This window comes from Zoogloea sp., from assembly GCF_041911615.1.
Classification (GTDB): Bacteria; Pseudomonadota; Gammaproteobacteria; order Burkholderiales; family Rhodocyclaceae; genus Zoogloea.
This window is the reverse complement of record NZ_JAYROR010000127.1, coordinates 21014-33604: the sequence shown is the minus strand read 5'-3', so window position 1 is coordinate 33604 and position 12591 is coordinate 21014. Positions and strand designations below refer to the sequence as shown.

Here is a 12591-nt window from a genome sequence, read left to right as displayed (position 1 = left end):
GCACCTTAGCGATCGACGTCACCGAACACGATATCCATCGTTCCAATAATCGCCACAACGTCGGCAATCATATGACCACGGGACATCTCATCCATCGCAGACAAATGCGCAAAACCAGGCGACCGCAATTTAAGGCGATAAGGCTTGTTGGCGCCATCCGAAACCGCATATACGCCGAACTCACCCTTAGGATGCTCCACTGGCGCATAAACCTCGCCCGTTGGAACGTGAATGCCTTCGGTAAAGAGCTTGAAGTGGTGAATCAACTCTTCCATGTTGCCCTTCATCCGCTCGCGGGACGGCGGGGCAACCTTGTGATTGCTGGAAATCACAGGCCCCGGATTTTTCCTGAGCCAATCAATGCACTGCTTGACGATTCGGTTGGATTGCCTCATTTCTTCAATGCGGCAGAGATAGCGGTCATAACAGTCGCCTTCAACACCAACGGGAATGTCGAAATCAAGCTGGTCATAAACCTCGTAAGGCTGCTTTTTGCGGATATCCCACTCGATACCCGACCCGCGCAACATCACACCAGAGAACCCGAGAGCCAAGGCCTTCTCCGGAGAAACAACACCAATACCAACGGTACGCTGCTTCCAAATCCGGTTGTCGGTCAGCAACGTCTCGTATTCGTCCACATATTTCGGAAAACGCGCCGTGAAGTCCTCAAGAAAATCAAGAAGCGAGCCCTGCCTGTTCTCATTGAGCTCAGACACGGTCTTCGCGTTTTTCCATTTCGACACTTCGTACTTCGGCATCTGGTCAGGCAGGTCACGATAAACACCACCTGGACGATAATACGCCGCGTGCATTCGCGCACCCGAGACAGCCTCGTAAGCATCCATCAGATCCTCACGCTCGCGGAACGTGTAGAGGACCATGGTCATTGCACCGATATCCAGCGCGTGAGTACCGACAGCCAGAAGGTGATTTAGAATTCGGGTGATTTCGTCATACATGACCCGGATGTATTGGGCACGCAGCGGCACATCCAGGCCGAGCAGCCGTTCGATAGCCATGCAATACGCATGCTCGTTGCACATCATCGAGACGTAATCCAGGCGATCCATATAAGGAACCGACTGAACCCATGTACGAGTTTCGGCAAGCTTTTCGGTACCACGATGAAGAAGACCGATATGCGGATCCGCGCGCTCGACGACCTCACCGTCCAACTCAAGCACCAAACGCAGCACGCCGTGCGCAGCAGGATGCTGCGGGCCGAAGTTAATCGTGTAATTGCGAATTTCAGCCATTGCCTACATTTCCATAGTTTTCGTCACGAACGATCCGAGGGGTGTTTTCCCGAGGCTCGATGGAAACGGGCTGATAGACCACCCGACCAAGCTCCTGGTCGTAACGCATCTCTACATGCCCAGAGATAGGAAAATCTTTACGGAATGGATATCCAACAAAACCGTAATCAGTAAGAATGCGTCGCAAATCGGGATGTCCGACAAACATCACGCCAAATAGGTCGAATGCTTCGCGCTCGAACCAATTGGCGCTCGGCCAGAGATCACACAAGGAAGGCAGAACTGGAAAATCGTCATCCTCCGCAAAAGTCCGAAGACGCAAACGGTAGTTATTGCTCACCGACAAAAGATGAACAGACACCGCAAATCGGCGAACCGGGGTTTCTGACGCAAAGGTTGAATAGTCGAGGCCACTCAGATCAATCAGCTGTTCGAAACGCAAGCTGACATCATCCCGCAAGGCCTGAGCAACTTGTAGATAATCATCGGCCTCAACCTCGATTGTGACTTCACCGCATGCGATGATCGGCTGATCGATCTTTTCACCGAATTTTTCGCACAGAATTTGGCCGAGGCGCTCAAGTTTTTCAGTCATCTTTTCTGCACTCAGCGAGCAATCGTGGACTCACGCTTGATCTTGTTTTGCAATTGAACGATGCCGTAGAGCAGCGCTTCCGCAGTGGGAGGGCAGCCAGGAACATAGACATCCACGGGGACAATTCTGTCGCAGCCACGCACGACCGAGTAGGAATAATGGTAATAACCACCACCATTCGCACACGACCCCATCGAGATCACCCAGCGCGGCTCAGACATCTGGTCATAAACCTTACGCAAGGCGGGAGCCATCTTGTTGCACAGCGTACCCGCAACGATCATCAAGTCGGATTGACGCGGACTCGGGCGAAACACCACGCCAAAACGATCAAGGTCGTAACGGGAACAACCCGCATGAATCATCTCGACCGCACAACATGCAAGACCGAAGGTCATCGGCCAGAGCGAACCCGTACGAGTCCAGTTGATTACCGTATCAAGGGAAGTCGTAACAAAACCTTCCTTGAAAACCCCTTCGATGCTCATAGACGCCCTTTAGCCAACAATTTATATGCACAAGAGGCAGCTGAGGCTTACTCCCAGTCGAGAGCCCCTTTTTTCCACACGTAGATATAACCGAGCAAAAGAATGCCCAGAAAGACAAGCATTTCGAAAAAGCCAAACAGCCGAATGGATTCATTGGCTGCAATCTCCCTTAGGATGGTCGCCCACGGGAAGAGAAATGCAATTTCGAGATCAAAGAGAATGAACAGGATGGCCATCAGGTAGTAGCGGACATCGAATTTGATGCGCGCATCTTCAAACGGCTCAAAACCACATTCAAAAGGAGATAGTTTTTCGGCGTCGGGCTTGCTCGGACCGAGCACCCAGCCTGCAACGATGGGAATAAGACCGAAGGCGGCCGCAAACAGGATGAAGACAAGAACTGGAAAGTAGGATTCCAACATAACCTGAGCTCCCGCAACGATGGCAGTTCGGCGCTGCCTTTCAAGCAAACGCCCGCTGAATGCGGGCGACTGACTTATTTTATGGTGCCGACGATGAGACTCGAACTCATACGGCTTTCGCCACTACCCCCTCAAGATAGCGTGTCTACCAATTTCACCACGTCGGCTGGTTCATTTGATGCCGCGCATTATAAGGCAATCACCCCACTGCGCCAAGCTTTGCTTAAGGGTTTACCGAGGGATATCCTTGGCCTTGGAAGCATCATCCGCAGGCGCCGCGGGCGCCACTGCCGGGGCTTCCGCGGGTTTGGAAACCGCCACACCTTCCATGACACTCTTCGATGCCGGCGCCTTCGCACCCGCGAGGTAACTCAAGCCCAAGCTAGTGACAAAAAAGACAGCCGCAAGCGCTGCAGTGGTGCGACTCAGAAAGTTGGCCGAACCGGAAGATCCAAACAGACTGCCGGACGCCCCACTACCAAACGCAGCCCCCATGTCAGCCCCCTTGCCGTGCTGCATCAACACAAGACCAATGACACCCAGACCAGCCAGCACATGAATCGTCAGTACAATCGAAAAAACCACCCCACCCATCACGATCTCCAATCGAACAACTCAAGACGCGGCCGCAGCCACACAAATCTCAGAAAAACCTTCCACCTGAAGCGAAGCCCCCCCCACGAGTGCGCCATCGATGTCCGCCTGAGCAAACAGCGACGCAGCATTGGCCGCAGTGACACTACCGCCATACAGCAGCCGCACTTCCGCCGCATTCACGCCACGACTGGCCAGAAAGGCACGAATGGATGCATGTATCGCCTGCGCCTGCTCGGGACTAGCCGTCCGACCCGTCCCGATCGCCCACACCGGCTCGTAGGCCACGACGACCGCTCCAGCTCGCTCAGCCCCCAAGACAGAGACCACACCATCCAGTTGCCGATGGACGATCGACTCGGCCTGGCCGGCCTCCCGCTGCGACAGCGTTTCGCCGACACAGAGAATCGGCATCAGCTTCGCATCCAGCGCCGCCTGAACCTTTGCCGCCACCGCGACATCATCCTCACCGTAGAGATTACGACGCTCGGAGTGGCCGACAATCACCCACCTGCAACCAAGATCCGTCAACATCGACGCACTGACCTCACCGGTGTGCGCCCCCTCCTTGATCGCACTGAGATTCTGCGCTCCGACCGCAATCGGAACACCGGCGAGCGACTCGATCGCCTGAACAAGATAAGGATAAGGCGGACAGACCACCCGCTCCACTTCGCCACCGACCGCTGCGGCCTTCAGACCACCCAGCAACGCTGCATTGCGGGCCAGGCTGCCATTCATTTTCCAGTTTCCGACAACAAGCTTTTTGCGCACAACGAGCACCGAAGCCAAATCGTTCAATTTTACCGCGACGGCGCCGAAGGGTCAAAAAAAGAGGACTGGTTTCACTCCAGTCCTCTTCGCGCAGCCTACCGGATCACGTCACGTCAGCCAAAACGCCCGGTGATGTAGTCCTCGGTTTCCTTGCGCTTGGGCTTGATGAAGATCTCATCCGTGAGCCCGAACTCCACCAGCTCGCCCAAGTACATGTAAGCCGTGTAGTCCGAAACGCGTGCAGCCTGCTGCATGTTGTGGGTCACGATGGCGATCGTATATTCGCTCTTGAGCTCATGCACGAGCTCCTCGACCTTTGCGGTCGAAATCGGATCCAGCGCAGAAGTCGGTTCGTCGAGCAGCAAGACTTCCGGCTTGACAGCCACGCCGCGGGCGATGCACAGACGCTGCTGCTGGCCGCCCGACAGGGAAAGGCCGCTCTGATTGAGCTTGCTCTTCACCTCGTCCCACAGCGCAGCCTTGCGCAGCGCCCACTCCACGCGGTTGTCCATATCGGCGCGCGAGAGGTTTTCGTAAAGGCGCACGCCGAAGGCGATGTTCTCGTAGATCGACATCGGAAACGGCGTCGGCTTCTGAAAAACCATGCCAACCTTGGCGCGCAGGGCATTCACGTCCTGGTCGGGATCGAGCACATTCTTGCCATTGAGCAGGATCTCGCCGGTGGCGCGCTGGCCGGGGTAGAGGTCGTACATGCGGTTCAACGTCCGCAGCAGCGTCGATTTGCCACAACCCGACGGTCCGATGAAGGCGGTCACCATGCCTTCGTTGATATCCAGGTCGATATGCTTCAGGCCCTGGAAGGAGCCGTAGAAGAAGTCCAGGTTGCGGATCTTGATCTTCGGCGCCATGCCGGCAGCGGCGACCGCCGCCGGTTCGTCACGCAATTGCGTGAAGGACATGTCGCGCTTGGTGGCTACAGGAGATTGCATGATGGATTTCCTAGATCTTTTTGCGGAACAGGGTGCGAACGACGATGTTCAGGCAGAGCACGCCGAAGGTGATGAGGATCGCCCCACCCCACGCCAGCGAGTTCCAGTTTTCGTACGGGCTCATGGCGAACTGGAAGATCACGACCGGGAGGTTGGCCATCGGGCCATTCAGATCGTAGCTCGTGAATTGATTATTGAGCGCGGTGAAGAGCAGCGGCGCCGTCTCGCCACTGACACGGGCCACAGCCAGCAGGATGCCGGTCAGCACACCCGCCCGAGCCGCCCGCAGGACCACCTGCAGCACGACCTTCCAGCGCGGTGCGCCGAGTGCCGAGGCTGCCTCGCGCAGACTCGCCGGCACCAGGTTGAGCATATTCTCGGTGGTACGCACCACCACCGGAATGGCGATCAAGGCCAGCGCCAGCGAACCCGCCCAGCCTGAAAAGTGCTGCACCTGAGCGACATAGACGGCATAAATGAAAACGCCGATAACAATCGAAGGCGCCGACAACAGGATGTCGTTGATGAATCGGGTAGTCGGGGCCAGCCAGCCCTTTCGACCGAACTCCGACAAATAGACACCCGCCAGAATCCCGATCGGCGTGGCGATGAAGGTGGACACGCCCACCATCATCAGGCTGCCCAGGATCGCGTTGAACAAACCACCCTCGGAGCCCGGAGCCGGCGTCGGTTGGGTGAAGAGCGACAGGCTCAGCGCCCCGAAGCCCTTGTACACCAGCACCATCAGGATCCATGCCAGAAAGCTCATGCCGATGACCATTGCGCACATCGACAGCAGCAAGGCGAGTCGATTGGTCCGCACCCGCTTGCGGTAAAGCGCAGTCGTCTCACTCATCAGGTCTTCTCCCCTTCACTACGGCCCAGGCGCATCAGCAGCACTTTCGAAAGTGCCAGGACGACGAAGGTCACAAAAAACAGGATCAAGCCGAGGGCGATCAGCGACGACACGTGCAGATCCGACGCCGCCTCGGCAAATTCGTTGGCCAGCGTGGAGGCGATACTGTTGCCTGCTTCGTAAAGCGACGGACTGATGCGATGGGCGTTGCCGATCACGAAGGTGACCGCCATCGTTTCACCCAGCGCGCGACCGAGGCCGAGCATGACGCCACCGATCACACCGACACGGGTGTAAGGCAGTACAACATTCCAGACCACTTCCCAGGTCGTCGCCCCCAGGCCGTAAGCGGACTCCTTCAGGATGCCCGGCACGACCTCGAAAACGTCACGCATCACAGAGGCGATGAACGGGATAACCATGACCGACAGGATGAGACCCGCCGAGAGAATGCCGATACCGTTCTGGGGCCCCTGGAACAGGCTACCGACAAGGGGCAACTGCCCAACGGTGGACGAAAGAAGCGGCTGAATGTAATCGGCGAACAGCGGCGCAAAGACGAACAAGCCCCACATACCGTAGATGATGCTGGGCACCGCTGCGAGCAACTCGACCGCCACGCCCAGCGGCCCACGCAATGTGGGCGGGCACAGCTCGGTCAGAAAGATCGCGATGCCGAAGCTCACCGGAATCGCCACGAGCAAGGCGATGAACGACGTCGCCAGCGTGCCGTAGACGGAAATCAGGCCACCGAACCGGTCGGTGACCGGATTCCATTCGGCACTGAACGGAAAGGCTGCGCCAAACTCCTTCAGCGCGGGCCACGCGCCATAAAGAAGCGAAGCAAGAATCGCGACGAGAATCGCCAGAACGGAGAATGCGAAGAAGCGGGTGACGTGATGAAAGAGCGCATCCTGAAAACGCTGCGCCCGCATCCGATCACGGGGCGGCTGCGGCAGCTTCACTCCTGCCTCGGCTTCAGCCAGGCCGATCGAACCACCGCCGGGAGCGGAGCCCGATTCGAGTACAGAGCTATGGGAAGACATTGCGGCTCACCGTTTGATTAACCGAAGAAAGACAAGTGCGGATGGATGGGAGCAGTCCCTGCCGCCCACCCACCCGCTGCGGGTAACGAAGCGACTTACTTCAGGACCGGGTTACCGGAACCATCCTTGAGGGAAGTACGCCAGGCACCATCAATCTGCTTCACCAGGCCGGCCGGCAGCGCGACATAATCGAGCTCCTCGGCGATCTTCTGACCGTTCTTGAACGCCCAGTCGAAGAACTTCAGCACTTCGGCACCCTTGGCCGGATCGGCCTGCACCTTGTGCATCAGCACGAAGCTGGCGCCGGTGATCGGCCAGCTGGTCTTGCCCGGCTGGTCGGTCAGGATTTCACCGAAACCCGGCACCTTGTTCCACTCGGCGTAGGACGCCGCCGCCTGGAAGGTCAGGTCATCGGGCTGCACGAACTCACCGGCCTTGTTCTTCAGCGCCAGGTGAATCATCTTGTTCTTCTTGGCGTAAGCGTATTCGACGTAGCCGATCCCACCCTTGATACGCTGAACGTAGGACGCAACCCCTTCGTTGCCCTTGCCACCCACGCCTTCCGGCCACTGCACGGCGGTGCCTGCACCGACCTTATCCTTCCACTCGACATTCACCTTCGAAAGGTAGTTGGTGAAGAGGAAAGTGGTGCCTGAACCATCAGCGCGGCGCACGACGGTGATGTTCTCGTCCGGCAGCTTCAGGCCGGCATTGAGTGCCACGATCGCGGGATCGTTCCACTTCTTGATCTTGCCCATGTAAATGTCGGCCAGCACGGAGCCGGTCATCTTCATGTGCCCCGGCGCGATCCCTTCGAGGTTGACCACCGGCACCACCCCACCGATCACGGCCGGGAACTGGACCAGACCATCCTTCTCGAGGTCTTCAGCCTTCAGGGGCATGTCGGAAGCGCCGAAATCGACGGTCTTGGCCTTGATCTGCTTGATGCCACCACCGGACCCGATCGACTGGTAATTCAGGCCAACACCGGTCTTGGCCTTGTAAACCTCGGCCCATTTCGAATAGATCGGATACGGGAAGGTTGCCCCGGCACCGGTGATGTCAACCGCATGCGCAGCGGCAGCGCCACTCATGGCAACAACAAAAGTACAGGCGCGAATGAAACCTTGCATGAAATTCTCCATCGTAGCGGGCACCGCGGGACATCCGGCGGAAGAACCCAAAACAAACCCGGTGGCAGCCTGCACTCAAGACAGACTGGCACCGGGCTTCATTCTACGAACTGTAAATTTCAGATTTGTTACATATCGCAGTGCAGCAATAATTCGGCGGCGAATTAGGCTGCAGCGGCTCGCACGACTTCAGCCAGACCATGCGCGATCCGGTCCACCTGAGCGGCGTCCTCACCCTCGACCATCACCCGCAACAACGGCTCGGTGCCCGACGGACGAAGCAGCACCCTGCCCCGCTCCGCCAACTCGACATTCGCGCTCGCCACCGCGTCGTTGATCGAGCGGCTCGACGCCCACGCAAAACCCGCCTTGATCGGCACATTCACGAGCTTCTGGGGATAGAAGACCAGGTCCGCGCACATCTCGTCGAGGGTCGAATTCTGCTTGCACAGCGCCGCAAGCACCTGCAGACCGGCAATGATGCCGTCCCCGGTCGTATGGCGATCCAGGCAGATGATGTGGCCCGAATTCTCGCCACCGAGCTTCCAGCCCTTCTCGTGCATCATTTCAAGCACGTAGCGGTCGCCGACCTTGGCCCGGGCGAACGGCAGCCCCAGACGCCCCACCGCATGTTCGAAACCCAGATTGCTCATCAGCGTCCCCACGACGCCATTGGCCTGCCCGTCGGCCTTGGCGGCCTTGGCAATCACGTAGAGCAGCTTGTCGCCGTCGTAAATGTTGCCCTTGGCGTCCACCATCACGATCCGGTCGCCATCGCCATCAAGGGCAATGCCGAGATCGGCACCGCTGGAGAGCACGGCTTCGCGAATGCTCTGGGGCGACGTCGCCCCCACCTTGTCATTGATGTTCGTCCCGTTCGGTTCCGCACCAACCAACACCAACTCTGCGCCGAGCTCATGGAAAACCTTGGGCGCAACCATGTACGCCGCACCGTGCGCACAATCGAGTGCGATTTTCATGCCGCGCAGGTCGAGTTCGTTCGGGAACGTGTTCTTGCAAAACTCCACGTAACGGCCGCGCGCATCGTCGATGCGCTGCGCCTTGCCCAGGCGTGCAGACGGCTCGCATCCCATCGGCTCGTCGAGTCGCGCCTCGATCTCGAGTTCGACCGAATCGGGCAGCTTGGTCCCCGCGGCAGAGAAGAACTTGATCCCGTTATCCTGGAACGGATTGTGAGACGCCGAGATCACCACACCAACCTGCAGACGCAGTGCGCGCGTCAGATACGCGATAGCCGGGGTCGGCAGCGGTCCTGCGAGATAGACATCGACACCCGCGGCGGAAAACCCAGCCTCGAGGGCCGACTCGAGCATGTAGCCGGAAATCCGGGTGTCCTTGCCGATGATGACCGCCGGTCGCTCGCCCGGACGCAGATGCTCGTGGGCAACCAGCGTTTTCCCCGCGGCGTAGCCCAAGCGCAGGCCAAACTCCGGCGTAATGGGCGATTCGCCAACGCAGCCGCGTACACCATCCGTACCGAAATACCGTCTAGACATTTTCCCCTCACACAAAGACGCTGTTCATGAACCCATCATTTTGCCGCAAGATTGGCGACAGGAATGTTTTCTAGCGCGCTCCACAAGCGCAAAACGTCACGGGTCGCGCCAACGTCATGGGTGCGCACGATGCGCGCACCGCGCTGAACGGCAACCAGCGCCGCAGCGGCGCCCGCCACGACACGCTCGCCAACCTCACGTCCGGTAATGGCACCCAGCATGGTTTTCCGCGACATGCCGACCAGCACCGGGTAGCCATGCGCCCCAAAGGCTTCGAGCTGACGCAGCAGCAGCAGATTGTGCTCGAGCGTCTTGCCGAAACCGAAACCTGGATCCAGCAGGATACGATCCGGCGCGACGCCATTGGCGCGCAAGATCTGTACCCGCGCGTTGAGAAACGCCTCAACCTCTCCCAGCACATCCTGATAATGGGGCGCCTGCTGCATGGTACCCGGCTCGCCCTGCATGTGCATGACACATAACGCCGCAGCCGTGTCCCTCACTGCCTCTATCGCCCCGGGCGCGCGAAAGGCCGCGATATCGTTGATCAGATCGGCGCCCACGCGAATCGACTCGCGCATCACGGCGGGCTTGACCGTGTCCACAGACAACGGCACCCCGAACGAAGCAAGGGCCTCGACGAGCGGAACGACGCGGTCGAGTTCCTGCTGCTCCGGAACAGGAAGGGATCCGGGGCGCGATGACTCACCACCGATGTCCAGCATGTCGGCGCCCTGCTCAAGCGCCCTTTCCGCAGCACGCAATGCGACATCGAGCGCCGGATTCCCATCACCCGAGAACGAATCCGTCGTGACGTTGATGATGGCCATGATCTTCGGCGTCGACAGATCGACCTGAAAACGGCCAAAGGCCAGAATTGATTGCTTCATCGAATTACCTCAACCAAAAAAAACAGGGCCGGCTGAAGAGCCGGCCCTTGATTCGAAACCAAGACCTGTCAGGCTGCGGGCGCAGGTGCAGTCGGCGCAGCCCCGGGCGAATCGTCGCTCGGACGACGCGGCGGCTGAGAAGACGGCTTGGGCGCACGCGGAGTCTTGCCCGCCATGATGTCATTGATCTGATCCGCGTCGATCGTCTCCATCTCGAGCAGGGCCGCCGTCATGGCCTCGACCTTGTCCCGATTCTCCTCGATCAGGTGACGCGCCAGCGCGTATTGCTGATCGAGAATACGCCGGATTTCCGCATCGACCTTCTGCAGCGTGGCTTCGGACATATTCTTGTGAGTCGTCACCGAACGGCCCAGGAACACCTCGCCCTCTTCCTCCCCATAGACCATCGGACCGAGATTATCCGACATGCCCCATTGGGTCACCATCCGGCGCGCCAGATCGGTCGCACGCTGGAAGTCGTTGGATGCGCCCGTCGTCATCTGGTTCATAAAAATCTCTTCGGCAATCCGACCACCAAAAAGCACCGCGATGGTCTGCAGCAGTCGCTCGCGATCCTGACTGTAGCGATCCTGCTCGGGCAACTGCATCGTGACCCCCAGGGCACGACCGCGCGGAATGATCGTGACCTTATGAACCGGGTCGGTCTTGGTGAGGCACTTCGCAACCACTGCGTGGCCAGACTCGTGGTAAGCCGTGTTGCGGCGCTCCTCTTCGGGCATGACCATCGAACGGCGCTCTGCGCCCATCATGATCTTGTCCTTAGCGCGCTCGAAGTCGTCCATGTCGACAAGGCGCTTGTTACCACGGGCCGCAAACAGGGCGGCTTCATTGACCAGGTTGGCCAGATCGGCACCGGCAAAGCCCGGGCACCCCCGCGCCAGCACCAGCGCATCCACGTCCGGCGCGATCGGCACCTTGCGCATGTGCACCCGAAGAATCTGCTCGCGACCACGAATGTCGGGCAGCGGCACGACCACCTGACGGTCGAAGCGACCGGGGCGCAGCAGCGCCGGATCAAGCACGTCGGGACGGTTCGTGGCTGCAATCACGATGACGCCCGACACCCCTTCGAAACCGTCCATTTCAACCAGCAGCTGGTTGAGGGTCTGCTCGCGCTCGTCATTACCGCCTCCGAGCCCCGCGCCGCGCTGACGACCGACCGCGTCGATTTCATCGATGAAAATGATGCATGGCGCCTGCTTCTTGGCCTGCTCGAACATGTCGCGGACGCGGGCTGCCCCCACACCGACGAACATTTCGACGAAATCCGAACCGGAGATCGAGAAGAACGGTACTTTCGCCTCGCCGGCGATGGCCTTGGCAAGCAGGGTCTTACCCGTGCCGGGAGAGCCGACCATCAGTACGCCCTTGGGGATGTGACCACCAAGCTTCTGGAACTTGGACGGATCGCGCAGGAACTCGACCAGCTCGCCGACTTCCTCCTTCGCTTCGTCGCAACCCGCGACATCGGCGAAGGTGACGGTATTCGCCGTCTCGTCGAGCATTTTGGCCTTCGACTTGCCGAACGAGAACGCCCCGCCGCGCCCGCCACCCTGCATCTGCCGCATGAAGAAAACCCACACGCCGATGAGCAGGATCATCGGGAACCACGAGACGAAAATGTTCATCAGGAAGGACTGTTCCTCCTCGGGCTTGGCCGCCGTGACCTTGACGCCATAGCGCATCAGATCGCCCACCATCCAGATATCCTGCACGCCCGGCGTATAGACGGTGATCTGGCGACCATCCTGGGTCGTCGCCCGAACCGTGCGGCCATCGACCACCGCCTTGGAGATCTTGCCCTGCTTGGCGTCCTCCATGAACTGGGAATATTCGACCGAGTTCTGGGCGGTCTGGCGATTGTTGAACTGGTTGAAGACCGTCATCAGCACGACGCCGATCACCAGCCAGATCGCAAGATTCTTGAATAGATTGTTCAACGCATTTCCTCGAAGGCCCGGCAGGGGCCAAAGCTTAGTAGACTGATTCTATGTCTCTTTGTTCAGTGGATCAAATGATCGTCGCCATAGCTCGCGAGAATCGCCC

The 12591-nt window shown here is 58.9% G+C and carries 13 protein-coding genes and 1 tRNA gene; all 14 read right to left on the bottom strand.

What is annotated here, in order from left to right; all coding sequences use genetic code 11:
- Nucleotides 1-5: 5 nt before the first annotated feature.
- Nucleotides 6-1259, bottom strand: coding sequence for an NADH-quinone oxidoreductase subunit D (locus ACE3P2_RS16885; protein WP_374266585.1), 1254 nt, complete (start codon nt 1257-1259; stop codon nt 6-8).
- Nucleotides 1252-1854 carry an NADH-quinone oxidoreductase subunit C gene (locus tag ACE3P2_RS16880; protein ID WP_374266583.1) on the bottom strand — a complete coding sequence of 201 codons (603 nt, stop codon included), beginning with the start codon at nt 1852-1854 and terminating at the stop codon, nt 1252-1254. The genes ACE3P2_RS16885 and ACE3P2_RS16880 overlap by 8 nt, the downstream gene beginning before the upstream one ends.
- An 11-nt stretch (nt 1855-1865) precedes the next feature.
- Nucleotides 1866-2342, bottom strand: a complete 477-nt coding sequence (locus tag ACE3P2_RS16875; protein ID WP_374266581.1) for an NADH-quinone oxidoreductase subunit B family protein — start codon at nt 2340-2342, stop codon at nt 1866-1868.
- 47 nt (nt 2343-2389) lie between these two features.
- Nucleotides 2390-2764 (bottom strand): NADH-quinone oxidoreductase subunit A, encoded by a 375-nt coding sequence (ndhC, locus tag ACE3P2_RS16870; RefSeq protein WP_374266579.1) that lies wholly within the window; start codon nt 2762-2764, stop codon nt 2390-2392.
- A gap of 82 nt (nt 2765-2846) precedes the next feature.
- Nucleotides 2847-2931 (bottom strand) — tRNA-Leu (locus ACE3P2_RS16865).
- A 64-nt stretch (nt 2932-2995) separates the two neighbouring features.
- Nucleotides 2996-3358, bottom strand: coding sequence for a preprotein translocase subunit SecG (gene secG / locus ACE3P2_RS16860; protein ID WP_374266647.1), 363 nt, complete (start codon nt 3356-3358; stop codon nt 2996-2998).
- Between the two features lie 21 nt (nt 3359-3379).
- Nucleotides 3380-4159 carry a triose-phosphate isomerase gene (gene tpiA, locus ACE3P2_RS16855; protein ID WP_374266577.1) on the bottom strand — a complete coding sequence of 260 codons (780 nt, stop codon included), beginning with the start codon at nt 4157-4159 and terminating at the stop codon, nt 3380-3382.
- An 86-nt stretch (nt 4160-4245) separates the two neighbouring features.
- Nucleotides 4246-5001, bottom strand: a complete 756-nt coding sequence (gene pstB, locus ACE3P2_RS16850) for a phosphate ABC transporter ATP-binding protein PstB (RefSeq protein ID WP_374266645.1) — start codon at nt 4999-5001, stop codon at nt 4246-4248.
- A gap of 91 nt (nt 5002-5092) precedes the next feature.
- The gene (gene pstA / locus ACE3P2_RS16845; protein ID WP_374266575.1) at nt 5093-5938 is read right to left on the bottom strand and encodes a phosphate ABC transporter permease PstA; all 846 of its coding nucleotides are present in this window, start codon (nt 5936-5938) and stop codon (nt 5093-5095) included.
- Entirely contained in the window at nt 5938-6984 is a 1047-nt protein-coding gene (gene pstC, locus ACE3P2_RS16840) for a phosphate ABC transporter permease subunit PstC (RefSeq protein ID WP_374266573.1), read from the bottom strand. Before pstC ends, pstA begins: the two co-directional genes overlap by 1 nt.
- A 95-nt stretch (nt 6985-7079) precedes the next feature.
- Complete coding sequence (pstS, locus tag ACE3P2_RS16835; RefSeq protein ID WP_374266571.1) at nt 7080-8117, bottom strand: phosphate ABC transporter substrate-binding protein PstS; 1038 nt, start codon at nt 8115-8117, stop codon at nt 7080-7082.
- Nucleotides 8118-8281: 164 nt separating this feature from the next.
- Nucleotides 8282-9634: a phosphoglucosamine mutase gene (glmM, locus tag ACE3P2_RS16830; RefSeq protein WP_374266569.1), complete on the bottom strand. Its 1353-nt coding sequence runs from the start codon at nt 9632-9634 to the stop codon at nt 8282-8284.
- A 35-nt stretch (nt 9635-9669) separates the two neighbouring features.
- On the bottom strand, nt 9670-10524 hold the full coding sequence (folP, locus tag ACE3P2_RS16825; protein WP_374266567.1) for a dihydropteroate synthase: 855 nt from the start codon (nt 10522-10524) through the stop codon (nt 9670-9672).
- Nucleotides 10525-10592: 68 nt separating this feature from the next.
- The gene (ftsH, locus tag ACE3P2_RS16820) at nt 10593-12485 is read right to left on the bottom strand and encodes an ATP-dependent zinc metalloprotease FtsH (protein WP_374266565.1); all 1893 of its coding nucleotides are present in this window, start codon (nt 12483-12485) and stop codon (nt 10593-10595) included.
- Nucleotides 12486-12591 lie beyond the last annotated feature (106 nt).